Annotated in this window: 11 protein-coding genes; 3 read left to right on the top strand and 8 right to left on the bottom strand. The window is 67.9% G+C overall.

Going from position 1 to position 15,498, the window contains the following annotated elements:
* Positions 1 to 327: 327 nt before the first annotated feature.
* From D7316_RS18230 to D7316_RS18215, 4 genes are read right to left on the bottom strand one after another with little or no spacing between them, the layout of a single operon-like run.
* Positions 328 to 2,013 carry a dipeptide ABC transporter ATP-binding protein gene (locus D7316_RS18230; RefSeq protein WP_124709510.1) on the bottom strand — a complete coding sequence of 562 codons (1,686 nt, stop codon included), beginning with the start codon at positions 2,011 to 2,013 and terminating at the stop codon, positions 328 to 330.
* Positions 2,010 to 2,897, bottom strand: a complete 888-nt coding sequence (locus D7316_RS18225) for an ABC transporter permease (protein WP_197718261.1) — start codon at positions 2,895 to 2,897, stop codon at positions 2,010 to 2,012. The genes D7316_RS18230 and D7316_RS18225 overlap by 4 nt, the downstream gene beginning before the upstream one ends.
* Entirely contained in the window at positions 2,894 to 3,913 is a 1,020-nt protein-coding gene (locus D7316_RS18220; RefSeq protein WP_232016964.1) for an ABC transporter permease, read from the bottom strand. The genes D7316_RS18225 and D7316_RS18220 overlap by 4 nt, the downstream gene beginning before the upstream one ends.
* Positions 3,910 to 5,577 (bottom strand): ABC transporter substrate-binding protein, encoded by a 1,668-nt coding sequence (locus D7316_RS18215; protein WP_124709509.1) that lies wholly within the window; start codon positions 5,575 to 5,577, stop codon positions 3,910 to 3,912. The genes D7316_RS18220 and D7316_RS18215 overlap by 4 nt, the downstream gene beginning before the upstream one ends.
* A gap of 182 nt (positions 5,578 to 5,759) precedes the next feature.
* Here D7316_RS18215 and D7316_RS18210 point away from each other — a divergent pair, with 182 nt between their 5' ends.
* Together D7316_RS18210 and D7316_RS18205 are read left to right on the top strand one after the other, a co-directional pair.
* Entirely contained in the window at positions 5,760 to 7,133 is a 1,374-nt protein-coding gene (locus tag D7316_RS18210; RefSeq protein ID WP_124709508.1) for an LLM class flavin-dependent oxidoreductase, read from the top strand.
* Positions 7,130 to 8,338 carry an acyl-CoA dehydrogenase family protein gene (locus D7316_RS18205; RefSeq protein ID WP_197718260.1) on the top strand — a complete coding sequence of 403 codons (1,209 nt, stop codon included), beginning with the start codon at positions 7,130 to 7,132 and terminating at the stop codon, positions 8,336 to 8,338. Before D7316_RS18210 ends, D7316_RS18205 begins: the two co-directional genes overlap by 4 nt.
* Positions 8,339 to 8,394: 56 nt before the next feature.
* On the opposite strand, the gene D7316_RS18200 is transcribed toward D7316_RS18205, so the two are convergent.
* Positions 8,395 to 9,804: an NAD(P)/FAD-dependent oxidoreductase gene (locus D7316_RS18200; protein WP_124709507.1), complete on the bottom strand. Its 1,410-nt coding sequence runs from the start codon at positions 9,802 to 9,804 to the stop codon at positions 8,395 to 8,397.
* A 123-nt stretch (positions 9,805 to 9,927) separates the two neighbouring features.
* Between D7316_RS18200 and D7316_RS18195 the strand changes: the two genes are divergently transcribed.
* The gene (locus D7316_RS18195; RefSeq protein ID WP_124709506.1) at positions 9,928 to 10,563 is read left to right on the top strand and encodes a TetR/AcrR family transcriptional regulator; all 636 of its coding nucleotides are present in this window, start codon (positions 9,928 to 9,930) and stop codon (positions 10,561 to 10,563) included.
* A gap of 318 nt (positions 10,564 to 10,881) precedes the next feature.
* Here D7316_RS18195 and D7316_RS18190 read toward each other — a convergent pair whose 3' ends face one another.
* From D7316_RS18190 to D7316_RS18180, 3 genes are all read right to left on the bottom strand, one after another.
* Positions 10,882 to 11,469 (bottom strand): histidine phosphatase family protein, encoded by a 588-nt coding sequence (locus D7316_RS18190; RefSeq protein ID WP_124709505.1) that lies wholly within the window; start codon positions 11,467 to 11,469, stop codon positions 10,882 to 10,884.
* A gap of 46 nt (positions 11,470 to 11,515) precedes the next feature.
* Positions 11,516 to 14,122 carry a helix-turn-helix transcriptional regulator gene (locus D7316_RS27645; protein WP_269462500.1) on the bottom strand — a complete coding sequence of 869 codons (2,607 nt, stop codon included), beginning with the start codon at positions 14,120 to 14,122 and terminating at the stop codon, positions 11,516 to 11,518.
* A gap of 109 nt (positions 14,123 to 14,231) precedes the next feature.
* Positions 14,232 to 15,497: a PucR family transcriptional regulator gene (locus D7316_RS18180; RefSeq protein WP_232016963.1), complete on the bottom strand. Its 1,266-nt coding sequence runs from the start codon at positions 15,495 to 15,497 to the stop codon at positions 14,232 to 14,234.
* Between the last annotated feature and the right edge of the window lies 1 nt (position 15,498).

The following is a 15,498-nucleotide window of genomic DNA, read 5'->3' as shown; positions in this document are numbered from 1 at the left end:
TGATGGATGAGCCGGGCGCAAGCCGGCAGCACAGAACGGATGGGCGAGGCGACGCTGCCCCAGAACGAGGGTGTCGATCCGTGCGGATCGGACTGAGTAGCTGTGTTCCGCTACGAGATTCAGTTCACGCCCGTTGTATTTCCGCGTGGTTACCGGGGGAATAATTGAGTGGCGAATCCAGTTAACATGGCCTCGATCCGTGCTGTCGGTGGACAGCCGCGAGAGCACCATCAGTGAAAACGCCAACACCACCTTCGTTCGCGACGAAGGTGGTGTTGGTGAGGAGAGGCGACTGCCGGCGGAAAGAGTTGCCGACGTCGGCGGAGGTCAGGCGACCAGTTCACTCTCGTCGATGACCGGTACGGCAGCGAGGAGTTCCCGAGTGTAGGGGTGCGCCGGCTCGCCGAAGACCTGATCGGCGTCGCCGTACTCGACGACCTCTCCGTCGCGCATGACCAGGATGTCGTCGGCGACGTGATGGATGACGCCGAGGTCGTGCGAGATGAACACGAGTGCGACACCGGTTTCCGCCTGCAGCCGGGCGAGCAGGTCGAGGATGCGGGCCTGGATGGAGACGTCGAGAGCCGACACCGGCTCGTCGCACACGATCACCGTCGGCTCCGGTGCCAGGGCCCGCGCGATCGCCACCCGCTGCCGCTGTCCTCCCGACAGGTGCAGCGGATGCCGGTGCCGGAACTCGTCCGAGAGGCCCACGTGGTCGAGCAGCTCGGACACCCGTCGGTCGACGTCGGAGCCACGTAAGTCTCTGGACCGCAGACTGTCCCGCAGGATTCGATCGACGTTCCAGCGCGGATCGAACGAGCTGAGCGGGTCCTGGTAGATGACCGAGATCTGGTGGCGATCGGCCCGGCGCGCGGCGTCGCTCAGTGCGCTCCAGGGCCGCCCGTTGAGTTCGACCGTGCCCGCGTCGGGATCGGTGAGCCCGAGCACGATCCGGGCCGTGGTGGTCTTGCCCGATCCGGATTCGCCGACGATCCCGAGGGTGCGGCCGGGCTGGAGGTCGAAGCTCACGCCACGGACCGCGGCACGCGTGGATCTGTCCTTGGCGGCGAAGGACTTGCGGATATCCCGCACACGCAGGGCCGGCGGCGCATCGCCCGTGGGCGCGGCAGGTTCGGGCACGGTGTCGCCGCTGGTCAGCAGCGTGCCCTTCGATGTGCGCGACGGCACCGACGCGAGCAGACCGCGGGTGTAGTCGTGCTCGGGACGCAAAAGAACGTCGCTGGTGGACCCGTATTCGACGATCTCACCGTCGCGCATCACGGCCACCCGGTCGGCGAGCCGGGAGACGACGGCGAGGTCGTGCGAGATCAGGATGACCGCGTTGCCACGTTCCTTGGCCTCGGCCAGCACGTCGAGGATCTGCGCCTGCACCGTCGCATCGAGTGCGGTGGTCGGTTCGTCCGCGATCAGCAACTTCGGGTCCTGCGCCAACGCCGACGCGATGAGCGCACGCTGACGGAGTCCACCGGACAGTTCGTGTGGTCGCTGCCCGGCACGCACGCGCGGCTCGGGCACCCCGACCAGGGTCAGGAGTTCGACCACCTTCTCCTCGCGTTCGGCTCGCCGCAGTCGGCGCCCGCCGAACCCGGCAGGATGGTGCGCGCTCCACGCCTCGCCGATCTCACTGCCGACCGTCCGCAACTGGTCCAGTGACACCAACGCGTCCTGCAGCACGAAGCCGATCTCGCGGCCCCGGAGTCGCCGCCAGTCACGGTCGTCGAGGCCCACGAGTGACCGGCCGTCGAACGTGATGGCGTCTGCGGTGATCCGTGCGCCCTCTCCGGTCAGTCCCATGAGGGTGCGCGCCGTCACGGATTTCCCCGATCCGGACTCGCCCACGATGGCGAGGCATTCGCCGGCCGTCACGCTGAACGAGACTCCCTTCACGACCTCACGGCCGCCGAAGGCGACGTGCAGGTCGCGGACCTCGGCGAGTGGCGCGGTGCCGGACCCGGCGACGCCGGATTCGGTGCTCAGCAGGGTGCTCATCGGTTGCTTCCTTCCAGTCGGGCGCCGAGATGACGTCCGACGGTGGTGAATGCGAGCGCGGTGATCACGATGACCAGACCCGGGAAGATCTCCAGCCACCACGCCTCGGTGATGTAGGTGCGGCCGGCATCGAGCAGTGCTCCCCACTCGGGTGCCGGCGGCGCGACGCCGAGGCCCAGGTAGGCCAGGCCCGATGCCCAGATGATGGCCTGCCCGACGCCGAGAGTCGCCGTGACGATCATCGGGCGCAGCGCGTTCGGGCCGATGTGCTGGAACAGGATTCGGCGGCGGGAGTGACCCAGGGCGGTGGCCGCCTCGACGTAGGGCGCGGTGCGGACGCTGAGGACCTGCCCGCGCACGATACGCGCGTAGCCCGGTGCGATGCCGATCCCGATCGCGAAGATCAGCGTGTACGGTCCCGGCCCGAACACCGACGTCAGCAGCAGCCCGAGCAGGATCGTCGGAAACGCGAACATCACCTCGATCCACCGGTTGGCGAGCGCCTGGGCGACACGTCCCGACAACCCGGCGGCGATGCCGAGCGCCACGGCCAGCACCAGCGCGACCGCGACGGCCCCGAGGCCGATGGCCAGCGACTGGCGTGTGCCGAAGATGACGCGACTCAACAGGTCTCGGCCGGAGAGATCGGTGCCGAACAGGTGTGCCCAACTCGGCGGCGACAGAGTGGCATCGAGATCGATCGCGAACGGGTCGTACGGGGCGAGCACACCTGGCGCCACCACGGCGACGGCGAGCAGGACCAACACGGCCAGGGCCGCTATCACGGTGGGCGGCACCGGCCAACGGCGCCGGTCCACCGGTGCCGGCGTCTGCGCTGTCGCCGGTGTGCCCGACTGCGGGCCACGTGTCGACAAGGTGGTCATGGGACCTCGATCCGGGGGTCGATGACGGTGTAGAGAAAGTCCACCAGCAGGTTCGCGACGGTGTAGATCGCGGCGACCAGCACCACGATGCCGCTCACGAGCGGCACGTCGCGGGAACTGGCGGCCGCGACGAGCGTCTGTCCGATGCCGGCCCGCGCGAAGACGGTCTCGGCGATCACCGCTCCGGACAGCAACGCGCCCATCGCCCACCCGGAGACGGTCACCGCGGGGATGACGGAGTGCCGCAGCACATGTCGGGCGCGCACGGAGAGGTCGCCGAGTCCGCGGCTGCGCGCGGTGAGGACGAACGGCTGGTCGAGGGCCCGGGCGAACTCATCTCGAGCGATGCTGCCGAGGAAGCCGGCCAAGGGTATCGCGAGCGTCAGCACCGGCAACACCAAACCGCGCAGGCCCGTACCGCTCTCCACCGGGAACCAGGCCAGGTTGATGGCGAACACCACCAGCAGGATCGATCCCAGCCAGTACTGCGGGAGGCCGGCGCTGACGGTCTCGAGCAGCGCACCCAGACCGCCGAGCGGTCCTCGACGACCCGCCGTCAGTGTGGTGGTCACCAGCACCAACAGCCAGGCTACGATCAACGCGCTGACCGTCAGGACGAGCGTCGGGCCGACCTGCTCGGCGATCACCTCGGTGACCGGTTGTTGCAGTTGATAGGAGGTCCCGAGATCGCCGTGCAGAAGCCCCTGCAGATAGTGCAGGTACTGCTGCCAGATCGGGTCGATGAAGCCGTACTGCTCGTTGACGGGGGCGATCTCGTCCGGTGTGCGCTCGCGGCTCTGCCCGGAGGAGAGATTGAGCAGCAGCGTCGCCCGGTCACCGGGTGCGAGAACCTGCAGCAGGAAGGTCACCGACGCCGCGGCCCACAGCACGAACACCGCGGACCCGAGTTTGCCGAGCCACCGCAACCACACCGCCGAGGTGCCCCGGCCGCGTTGTGGAGTCGACGGTGTCGCACCGCCGTCCGGGGTCGTCGTCTGATCGACCAGAGTGGTCATCGCACAAACCTCGCATCCGAGAACACCGGTTCACCTTGGGACTTCTCGATCCACACGTCGTGCAGTTTCGGCTGTGCGGCGATGGAGGTGGTCTGCGTGTACAGGCCGATGGCCAGCGCCTGGTCGCCGATCACCTTCTGCGCCTCGCTGTAGTACCGCCGCTGCTCGGCCGGATCCGCTGAGCTGTTGGCCTTCTCGATGAGTCCCTGCAGCGACGGATCGTTGTAGAAGGCGTTGTTGTAGGGATTGGGGTTGTCCTCGAGTCGCTGACGCCAGTTGATGTACAGCAGACCCGGCGTCGGGCTGGTCCAATAGCCGACGTAGGCGTCGTAGGTGTCCGCTTTCGCGTACCGTCCGCCGAAGTACTCGCTCTGGGTGGCGGGCACCAACTCGATGTCGAATCCGACCTGGCGGGCCTGGTATGCGACGTCCTGCAGTACCGCCGCGCCCTCCGGACCGATGATCGCGTCGGACGCGTAGACGACGCGAGCACTCAGCCGACGACCGTCCTTGACCCGGATTCCGTCGCCGTCACGCTGTGTCCATCCCGCCTCGTCGAGCAGCCGGCCTGCCTTCGCCGGGTCCCGGACATAGGCACCGGCGGTGGCGTCGTAGTCGGGGGTGCTCTGGCTGAGCGCGCCGTTCGGGTTGTACGGCACCACACCGAGATAGGCGGTCTCCACCGCCTTCTCACGGTCCGCCGAGTAGGCGAAGGCCTGCCGCACCCGCACATCGTCGAACGGCGCGTGGTCGACGTTCAGCGTGATCGCGTTCGGCCGGCCCGGCGTGACGTACTGGCGCGTCTGGAAGCGTCCGGTCGCGTCGGCCCAGTTGATCGGCGGAACGTTGTAGATGACGTCCGACGACCCGCTGGTCAAGGACCCGTACCGGAGCACCGGGTCCTTGAGGAACTTCCAGATCACCTTGTCGACGTAGGCCGGTCCCTGATGCTTGGCGTTGGCGGGCGCCGAGTTGTAGTCCGGGTTCCGCACAAAGGTGATGCTGCGGTTGCGATCCCACCGATCGATGACGAACGGCCCGGAGCCCACCGGCTTCGAGCAGTTGGCCTCCGCACCCCGCGCCAACGCCGTGGGCGACTGAATCCCGAAGTAGCCCTGGGTGAGTACCGTCAGCAACGGGCTGTACGGCGACTTCAGATGCAGTGCATAGGTAGTGCGGTCGAGCGCCTCACCGCCGGCGTAGTACTGGCCGATGTAGGCGGCGACGGTGCCGTTGGGACTGTCCGGGTTCAGGTAGGCGTCGAAGTTCGTCTTGACCGCAGCCGCATCGAGTGTCGTCCCGTCGCTGAACTTCACGTCCGGCTTGAGGTGGAAGGTGTAGGTGAGCCGATCGGGTGAGATGTCCCAGCTGGTCGCCAGCCAGGGCACCGGCGTGCCGGCGTCGTCCAGCGAGACCAGGTTGTCCAGGTACTGCCGCGCCAGGTAGGCGTTCTGCACCCAACCCCCGTGCACGCAGGGCGGCTCCTGCTCGTGGCCGTACTCGATCACCCCGCCGGTCTCATACTCCCCCGGGGTCGCCGCGACGCCCGTCGAGGTCCCGTCACCGGTCTCGGGTCGCTGCCCGCAGGCCGACAGGAGCGCGGCCGCCGACAGTGCTACGGCCATCAGCACTCGAGCCCGCGCGGGGCGGACGGATCTGGGCACGGTGGATCTCCTCGATTCGACTTCGGATTCCGACGCTGACGGTCGGTCGGCGGTGAGCACGCGGCAGCACACACGGCGGGTTCGGCGAGAAACCTAGCGACCGCAGCCGCAGAAGTCAGGCGTTCCGTTCACGCTGAGCGCAACACCTCGCAGCCGCTACCCGCCTGACTACCGTCAGGCCAGTGGCACACCCAAAGCCCTTGCGCTTCTCCGCCTTCGTGATGAACACCACATCCCACATCCTGCATGGGGCGTGGCGGACTCCGGAGGCCGAGCAGACGGACTTCAACTCGCTGAACCATTGGATCGATCTGGCGAAAACGCTGGAGGACGCACGGTTCGACTTCGTGTTCTTCGCCGACGTCGTCGGTCTCTACGACGACTACCAGGGCGACTGGAAGAAGTTCGTCGACTCCGGACTGCAGATTCCCAGCAACGACCCGCTGGTGCTGGTCTCGGCGCTGGCGTCACACACCGAGAACCTCGGCATCGCGATCACGAGCTCGATCCTGCAGCAGCATCCGTTCGACTTCGCTCGAAAGATCTCCACGCTCGATCACGCGTCGCAGGGGCGCGTCGCGTGGAACATCGTGACGAGCCTGTCGTCGAACGCGTGGCGGAACTTCGGCTACGACGGCATCACCGGGCACGATGACCGCTATGCCTGGGCCGACGAGTACGTCGACGTGGTCTACAAGTTGTGGGAAGGCTCCTGGGACGACGACGCCCTCATCCAGGACAAGGTCAGTGGCATCCACGCCGACTTCGACAAGGTGCACAAGATCAACCACGTGGGCGAGCGGTACCGCGTCGAGGGTCCGCACCTGTCTGCGCCGTCGCCACAGCGCACCCCGATCCTGTTCCAGGCCGGCTCGTCGCACACCGGCCGCCGGTTCGCGGCGCGAAATGCCGAGGCGCAGTTCATCGTCTCGCCCACTCCGGATGCCGCACGCGGACTGGTGGACGACACCCGCCGGCTGGTCGCCGAGGCGGGCCGAGACCCACAGGATCTGCAGTTCTTCCAAGGACTTTCGTTCGTGATCGGCAGCACCGAGGAGGAGGCGCGACGCAAATCGGCGGAACTCGACGAGTTCATCGATCCGAGCACCATGATCGCGCATTCGGCGGGCGGGCTCGGTTTCGATCTCGGTTTCTACGACCTGGACACCCCTATCGGTGAGATCAAGACCGAGGGCACACAGAGCACCCTGCTGTGGCTGCGCGAGGCGGTCCCCGATCGTGAGCCGACGGTCCGGGATCTCGCCGAACTGCGGAGTCGGAGCGGGCGCGTCGTGGGGACGCCGGAACAGATCGCCGACCGCCTCGAGCAATGGCGCGACGCCGGCGTGGACGGCATCAACGTGATCAACGCGACGATCCCCAACAGCTACGTCGAGTTCGCCGACCACGTGCTGCCGGTGCTTCGGGATCGCGGTCTGGCACAACGTGAGTACGCCCCGGGCACGGTGCGGCGCAAGCTGACCGGCCGCGATCGACTGCCCGACTCTCATCCGGCCGCCCGGTACCGCGGCGCGTTCGCCGAGGTGCCGGTGTGACCGCCGTGGTCACCCGGATCGCGTCGGACCCGGCCGAGGTACTCGCCGAGGTCGCCGCCGAGGCGGCCGTCCGCGAACGGACGGGCACCGATCCGCACGAGCAGGTGCGGTTGCTCGCCGACACCGGACTGACAGCGTTGACACTCGACGATGCGACGGCAGACGGTGCCGACGTGGTCGAGTTCTTCGAGTTCCTCATCGACCTTGCACGCGCGGATCCGATTGTGGCGCACATTCTGCGCGCCCACTTCTGGTTCGTGGAGCAGGTCCGGCGCCTCCCCGCGGGTCCCGTCCGCGAGCGCTGGGCCGCCGAGGTGCGCGCCGGGAAGATCTTCGGCAACGCGACCAGTGAGCGCACCGGGAACGCCGGTACCCGCGACTTCCGGACCGAGCTGCGCCCGACCGAGGATGGCTGGCTGCTGACCGGGGCGAAGTTCTACAGCACCGGCACCGCCTTCGCCGACTGGGTGTCGGTGACCGCGACGGTCCGCGGCACCGATTCGTCGGAGGATCGGGTCGCGCGGGTCGTGCTGCCGGTGGACCGCGAGGGTGTGACCATCGTGGACGACTGGGACGGGATCGGTCAGCACCGGACCGGGACCGGCTCGACGAACCTGGACGACGTGCGGGTCCGGCCTGAAGACGTCCTCGAGCTCAGCGAGTCAGGATCATCGGACCGGCCGATGGCCACCGACGGGCCGTTCCTGCAGCTCTATCTCCAAGCGTTGATCACCGGCATCCTCTTCTCGGTGACCGACGACGCGACCTCATTGCTGCATTCTCGCTCGAGGACATTCGACCACGCACCACACGAATCTCCCCGCAAGGATCCGATCCTGTTGCGGACCGTCGGCGAGATCGACGCAGCGGCCCACGTGGCGCGGGCCGCCGTCTTGTCGGCGGCGCGTGACGTCGAGGCCGCGTTCGGGCCGGCCCGCCGGGGCCGGATCGAGCCGGAACTCTTCGCGCGGGCGTCGGTCGCTGCGGCTCGGGTCAAGGTGCACGTCGATCGGGTCGGGTTGCAGGCTGCGACCGACCTCTTCGACATCGGCGGTGCGTCGTCGGCGAGCCGTGCCAAGAATCTGGATCGGCACTGGCGCAACATCCGCACCGTCACACTGCACAATCCCACGTCATACAAGGCGATCGCGCTGGGCGACCGCCTGGTGAACGGAACGCCGTTGCCCGCCAACGGGTACTTCTGACATCTGCGCTCGGGCCGGGTCTGCGGAGCGGAGCAGACGGCACCATCGAGATTGCGCTACACGACTTGTGGGATTCTCGGCGCGGGCCGGGATGTTGCCGGGTGTGGTTCCGCGCTGCTCGCCCGGAGGAAGCGACGCTTCTCCCGCCAGTCATCGAGCATGCGCCGCTGTTGGACGCCCAGATCGGCCAGGATCTCGCGCGGCGTGGTGTCCGGACGCCGAACCGCACGCATCACCGACCCGGCCACGGTGGTCACCGGCATCATCGCGGACGGCTTCTGCACGCGGTTGTAGATGTCGCTGAGTATGCGGGCATAGTCGGGTCGATCGGTCGCCCGGCGATAGAGCTCGTATTCCAGCGGCGACGGCGCGGTCCCGGCGGCCAGGAGGTTGGTCCACTGGAACACGTCGATGCAGTCGCGCTCACGTTGCGCGGCCCATCGCGCGGTCGTGGTGTCGACCGCATCGGCGTCGACACCGTCGCGGCCGCCGAGGACCGGGGCGAGCGCCTCACCGAGCAGCCGTCCGTAGCGGAGGCCGTCACGGATCCCCTGCGCTGTCACCGGGTCCTTGAAATGGCCGGCGTCCCCGGGCAACGCCCACCCCGGCCCGTGGGATCTGCGGAAGTAGGACTCGATGCCGGTGCAGGACCGGACGCGCGAAACCATCTCGCAGCCGTCGAGTCGACGTGCCAGTCCCGGCAGCGCCTCGATGCCGCGGAGATACGCATCCTGTGCCTTGCGGCCGCTGAACTCGGGGACCATCTCGATCGGCGGCTGTAGCAGCGACAGCAGATCACCGCCGTCGCAGGGGAACGCGGTACCGAGGAGACGGTCGATCCGCCACTGAGAAGCGATGTGGCGCAGATCGGTTCGATCGTCGGACCAGTAGGCGTAGTAGCAGGCACGGCCACTCGGAGCGACCAGGGTGGGTGTGCGGACGCCAACCGCCTCGGCGACGAAGCTCTTGCGGCCGTCGGCGCCGATCACGATGTACGCGTGCACCTCATGGGTGACGTCCTCGTCGTCGGTGTAGCGAAGACCCGACACCCGACCGTCCCGCCACACGAGACCTGTTGCCGTACAACGTTCACGGAATTCGACACCGGCCGCCACAGCGGTCTGCACCAAGGCCTGGTCGAGATGGATACGGCGCACACACATCGCGTAGTCGACCCCGGAGACAGGTGAATAGGTCGTTCGCCAGCCGACGTCGTCGAGAACTGCCTCGGCGAGGGGCATGCGCGGTGCGCCGATGGCCTCGACGGCCGGCAACGCGCCGATCGCGGCGATCTCGGCCATCGTGGTCGGCCACAGCAGGTGAGTCGACAGGGTATCGGATGGAAAGCGTGCCGAATCGATGACGAGGACACGAAGTCCGCGCTGTGCGAGCGCGACGGCAGTCGCCGAACCCGCACAGCGCCCCCCGACGATGACCGCGTCGAACCGCTCGGCGGACGAGCTCATGGGCGCCTCCCCGACCAAAGTGCCCGACATGACGTCCGACACAGTGTCAGGCCGACATTATGCCTGTACAGGTGGGGTGTCAAGGTCCCGCTGCCGACCGCCGGATGGGCTAGCATCAGCGCCATGGGTTCGGTGACCAGGTCGCAGGCGGTGCACGCGCGTGAACGGCGTGCCGAGGTCGTCGAACGGGTGTTGGGTGCGGTGGAGGAACTGCTCGCGACGGGCGAACGGTTCACGGAGATCCCGGTGCAACGCATCGCCGCGGATTCGGGGATGTCGCGGACCAACTTCTATCAGTACTTCCCGAACAAGAGTCAGGTGCTGATCCAGGTCGCGGATGTGGCGTCGGCGGAGTTCTTCGCGGCACCGACCTCATGGTTTGCCGACGACGCCTCGCTCGACGCCGGTGTTGCCGGGGTGGAGCGGGCGATCGCCTCGATGGTGGCCGAGTTCCGCAAACACTGGACGCTCATGCGGGCGTTGGGCGAGGTGTCGGCATACGACACCGAGGTCGCCGAGTTCTGGTTCGGCCGCATCAACACCTTCATCGACTTCGCCGCGGGGCAGGTGGCGCGTTGGCGGGCGGCCGGTCGGGTCGACCCGTCGGTGACCACGGAGTCGGTGGCGGCGGTGACCTGGATGGTCGAGCGCAGCGTCACCCAGTACGCCCTGGGTCCCCGCCAGGAGGGTTCGGACGACAAGCTGATCGCTGCGCTGTCCCGGACGATCTGGCTGACCGTCACGGCCGGCGCGGACTGAGGGCGGGCGGCCGGCATCACCCGAGAGAAGTCAGCCGCGCGACGTCACTCCCAGATCCAGTTCCAGCGATGCGCCCGGACGTCGTAGCGCCGCACCAGACGCCGACGGCGCGCGGGGGTCTGCGGGATTCGATTGGGACGCTGCTGGGTTGGCATGATGTCACATTCTCGTGCGGGGATTCCCCGGTGGAATCCGAACACCCATCACGATGCCGGCACAGACTTGCACCACCCTGCGCAGATCCTGTGAGGTCGCTGGGAGTCCGCGGCCGGGGACGAGCGACCGGTCACACTCAGGAAGGGCGGTTGACGCTGCACCTCACCGCAGATGATCGATCTCGTTGAGTGACAACACCTCTCGATAGCCACCGGGCAACGCGAGCACTCTCGACACCGACGTGTAGAACGGGTCGACGAAAAACGTCTTCGGAGCACCGATGACGTGCGAGAGGTAGGCATTGACGACGCCGCCGTGACAGACGATCACCGTCGCCGAGTCGTCGTCCCGATCGGTGAGGGCCTCGATCCCGTCGACCACCCGCGCGCGAAACCGGTCCACGTCGAAGGTGTTGTCACCCAGCCGACCGGCATTCATGTGGTCCAGCAGGAGTCGGCGGTCGGTGTAGGCCTCCGCGATGCCGTACGCGGGCCAGCCGTGCGAGAGCTCGACCAGCCTGGGGTCGAGTGCGAGTTCGAGCGACAGGGATTCGCGAGCGAACCCCGCGGTCTGGGTCGCTCGGCGCATGGGACTGCTGACGAGCCGACTCACCGGGCCGTAGCGGCCGTCGGCGAGAGCCTTGGCCAGACGTCGCGCCTGCTCCTGCCCCTCCGGCATCAGATCCGGATCCGCGCCGGCGGGATCACTCGACCGGAACGGTCGAGCGTGACGGACGAGCAGGAGTTCCATGCGACCAGTTGATCACCCGCCGCCGGCGCATGCCAACCAGCCTCGGTCAGGGCTCACCGCGGGCTCGGCCACCGAGGTCCCCGCGGTCGGTGACGTCGAGCTTGATGCACGCGCGGTAGATGTGGCCCTCGACGGTGCGTGTTGAGAGTGTCAACCGCTCGCCGATCTCGCGATTGCTCAACCCTGCCGCGACGAGGTTCGCGATCTCGCGCTCGCGCGGAGTCAGTGGCAGCGGATCGTCGATGGAGGTCAGCGCCGGCGTGACCAGACCCCCGCAGTCCGTCGCGAGCCGGTGTGCCGCTCTCGCCGTCCGACTCGAGTTCGATCCGTTTCCCCGGAGGTCATACGCCGCCGACGCCTGCGCGAAAGCGTCCGCCGCCGACGGCATGGCACCGATCTGCTCGAACTCCATCCCACATTTCTCGAGGACGCCGGCGTCTTTCGCCGCCACCGCCGCGGCATGCCGGGCGTAGACGGGCGCGAGATCGCCGTCGACACGATCGACCAACTCGCCCAGTCTCCCGCTCACGGAGCCGTCACCCAGCCGGGCGAGCGAATGCAACGCCCCCGTCTCCACCGCATACTGCCCGGATTCTCGCGCCGAGACAGCCGCCTCCCCGAGCACTCGACGTCCCTCCACGGTCACGCCCTCCGCCACGGCGAGCCACCCTTCGGCCACTCGGAGCGACGGCTCGAAGACCGCGACGTGCGGTTTCAATGCGGCGCGGGTGGCACACGCCACCTCCCGGGCGGGCTCGACCCGGCCCAGCAGGGCATTCGCCTGGACCAACGCGGTGCGTGCGGGAAAACTCCACGCCGAGAAGGCATCTGATGCGAGCGCGGCAGTGGCCTCCTGTAGACGGATGATCGCCTCCGGAAACCGTCCCCGCGCGACAGCCGCGAAGCCGGAGAGCGTCTGCGTCATACCCCAGGCCAGATACTGCCCCGGGGAGCTGAACTCGGCGTACTTCGCCGCGCACCTGTCGGCACCCTCGAAGTCGCCGGCGTTGACGAGCGCCTGTTCCTCTCCGAACGCCGCCGAGTAGCGCAGCAGACCATCCACACTCGACGGAACCCTGAGGTCGGCGGCGATCGCGGCGACATCGGTCGACCGGCCCATCAACGCCAGAGCCCGCTGGGCGGCAAATCCGGCCCAAAAGCGTGCGGTCGGCGACGCACCCGTGGTCGCCAGCACCGCACGGGCCAACTCGACGGCGGGCTCGAGGCGATTCGCGTGCATGGCCAGTACCGCGTCCATGCCGTCGACGATCAGCACGAGGTCGGGAATCGTGATCCGCTCACGCAGCATCTGCAGCATCTGCGAGGCCCGCGCGTTGTCGCCCATGGCGAAGCTGTAGTTGGACACCTGGGTCATACCCCATCGGAGTACCCCGATCTCATCGAGGTCATCGGTCGCCACACTCGACATCACGCGCTCGGCCTCGTAGGGCTTCCCCTGCCAGAGCAGGCTCCGGGCCAACAGGTCCGCAGTGTCGATGGTGGGTGCCGTCTCGAATCCCGCCCGCGAGAACCTCTCCCCCGCCGCCACATCCGAGAGTCCGATGGCGACGCGCGCGGCTTCGATCAGCGGCACCACACCGATGTCCTGGTCGCTCTCCACCGCCAACTCGGCGAGGCGCATCTTGTCGTTGCCGGTGTCGAGGCCCCGTTCCTGCATCGCACCGACGAGCTTCCCGCGCAGCCGACGGGCCCGCGCCCGCCCGAGCCGGCTGCGCACCACCTCGCCGAACAGCGGATGGGTGAAGCGCGCGGCGAGGCGGTTGCCGCCCCGGGATATCCGGATCAGTTCACGGATCTCGGCGTCGTCGACGGCGTCCTCGCCCGCGAGCCCGCAGAGCAGGTCGAGTTCGGTGGGTTCGCACAGACTCACCAGGTCCAGCACCCGGCGCACCGGATCGGGCAACGCCTCGATGCGCGAATCCAGCAGTGTGGCGAACTCGGCTGTCACCGTGGTGGTTCCGCGTAGCTGCCACACACCGTCTGCCTCGCGCAGGTGCCCGCTCTCGACCGCACCGTCGACGAGGTGGCGCAGGAACAACGCATTCCCGCCCGACGCCTCCCACATCAGTTCGGCCGAAAGGCCTTCCAGGTGACCGCCCAGGGCACGCTCCACCAACTGCACACTCTGCTCTTTGGTGAACGGGAACAATTCGATCCGGCGGAGGTAGTCGTCCTTCCACAGCGACATGACGGCGTCGGGGAGGGTCTCACCGCTGCGCACCGTCACGACGATGCGGGCGTCCCCGTCGATGGCGAGTTGATGGAGGAGGGTCGCGGACAGTGGATCGAGCAGATGCGCGTCGTCGACGCCGAGGACGAGCGAGCCGCGTGACAACAGTGACTCCCGTGCCGAAGACAGCACGCCGATCGTGTCGCGCGCGGCCGCCGGGGCGACGACGTTCGCGAATGCCCCCAACGGGATACTGCGTGCCGACTCGGTTCCGGCGATCCATCGGACGCCGTTGTGCTCGGCGGTGACCTGCCGCGCCAGTGTCGTCTTCCCGACTCCGGCAGGCCCGGTGAGAACCGTGCCGCAACAGGGTCGTCGCGCCGCTCGCTGCACCTCGGACAGAGTGGAGTTGATGGCGTCGAACTCGTCTCGACGCTCCACGAGTGGCCAGGTGGCAGGCACGGAACAAGCTTAGGCCGACAGGCCGCAGACCACGAGTGTTCGAACGACCGACGCCTCACCCGGCGTCGTCCGTTTGACCGACATCTCACGCGAGGACGACGAGTAGTCCTCAGGGAGTTGCGGACTCGCCGGCGAGAACGGCGGGGCCGAGGAACTCGCAGACCGTCAGGGCCAGCGCGAGATCGAGACGGTCACGATGCGACGGCGTCTCGGCGAGGGCCTTACCGACGCGGTACTTCACCGTGTTGCGATGCAGGTTCATCTGTTCGGCCGTGTGGAGGTGGCTTTCCTTGGTGGCGAAGAAGACGGCCAGTGTCTCACGGAGCGTGGCGGTGCCCGGAGTGTCGTCGGCGAGACCACCCAACACCTCTCGGACCCAGGCGCGGGTCGACTCGAGATCCTGAGCGAGCAACGACACCACCGCCACTCCCCGATCACCGAAACCGACGATCGGCGAGGCCGAACTCCCCGGCATGGTCGCGACGGCATACGCGGCCTTCGCCTGTTCGTGGGACCGCCGGAAGCCACGAATACCGTCGGCGGGTAGACCCACCGCTGCCCGGACCCCGCTCGGCAGATCGAACGCGGGCGTGCCCTCGGCCGTCGCCACGCCGCGGCCGCCCTCTCCCAACGGAATCCACGCCCACACGGTCGAGCGATCGATGGCGGTGACGATCGGTGGACCGTCGGTTCGCAGACGTCCCGCGAGGTCGCGGGCCGCCCGATCGAGGACACTGAGCTCACGCGCATCGTCGTCGGCGGTCCACAGGATCACCGCGATGTGTACGCGGGCAAGTCGATAGCCGGTCTCGGCCTCGAACGCACGCCCGTCCGGGTCTCCCGGACCGAGGAGCTGATGGATCGTCGACGAGAGCACGTTGCCCTCGGCACCCAGCCAGCGGCGGCGCTCGTTCTCATAGGCCTGGAAGACGTACAGCGTGATCCACTCGATGTAGCCGAACAGGACGTCGGAGATGTGGCGGGTCACGGCCATCGTGTCGTCCGCCGGCAGGTCCATCTCCTCGACCAGTCGAAAACAGTGCCGGGTCATGCTGTTCTGGCCCATGAGATAGGCGCGCATCAGCGAGTTCGACGGCACGTCGCGCTGCGCGAGCCGCAGCGCGTACTCGACGGCCGCGGTGGTCGGCTGCAGGTGATCGACAGGGATGTCGTTGGCCAGCACATGGATGATCGTGGACACGTTGCCGTGCACGCTGGCCTCGAGGAGCTCCACCAGCTTGGGATCGGAGTCCAGGTGCTCGATCTCGCTCTTCATCATCGTCGCCATGTCGGTGACGAGGGCGGACTCGCTGTCCCGCAACCTCTTCGCGACGACGGCGACCGCCGACGCGACCTCCGGTGCGGTGGTGGACATC

This window comes from Gordonia insulae (genome assembly GCF_003855095.1).
Lineage (GTDB): Bacteria > Actinomycetota > Actinomycetes > Mycobacteriales > Mycobacteriaceae > Gordonia > Gordonia insulae.
The sequence above is the reverse complement of the archived record's forward strand: the minus strand, read 5'-3'. Positions and strand labels throughout refer to the sequence as shown.

Bases quoted from the DNA above. Each gene is read 5' to 3' on its own strand.
- D7316_RS18230 (WP_124709510.1), bottom strand. From the start codon at position 2,013: ATGAGCACCCTGCTGAGCACCGAATCCGGCGTCGCCGGGTCCGGCACC.
- D7316_RS18225 (WP_197718261.1), bottom strand. From the start codon at position 2,897: ATGACCACCTTGTCGACACGTGGCCCGCAGTCGGGCACACCGGCGACA.
- D7316_RS18220 (WP_232016964.1), bottom strand. From the start codon at position 3,913: ATGACCACTCTGGTCGATCAGACGACGACCCCGGACGGCGGTGCGACA.
- D7316_RS18200 (WP_124709507.1), bottom strand. From the start codon at position 9,804: ATGAGCTCGTCCGCCGAGCGGTTCGACGCGGTCATCGTCGGGGGGCGC.
- D7316_RS18195 (WP_124709506.1), top strand. From the start codon at position 9,928: ATGGGTTCGGTGACCAGGTCGCAGGCGGTGCACGCGCGTGAACGGCGT.
- D7316_RS18190 (WP_124709505.1), bottom strand. From the start codon at position 11,469: ATGGAACTCCTGCTCGTCCGTCACGCTCGACCGTTCCGGTCGAGTGAT.
- D7316_RS18180 (WP_232016963.1), bottom strand. From the start codon at position 15,497: ATGTCCACCACCGCACCGGAGGTCGCGTCGGCGGTCGCCGTCGTCGCG.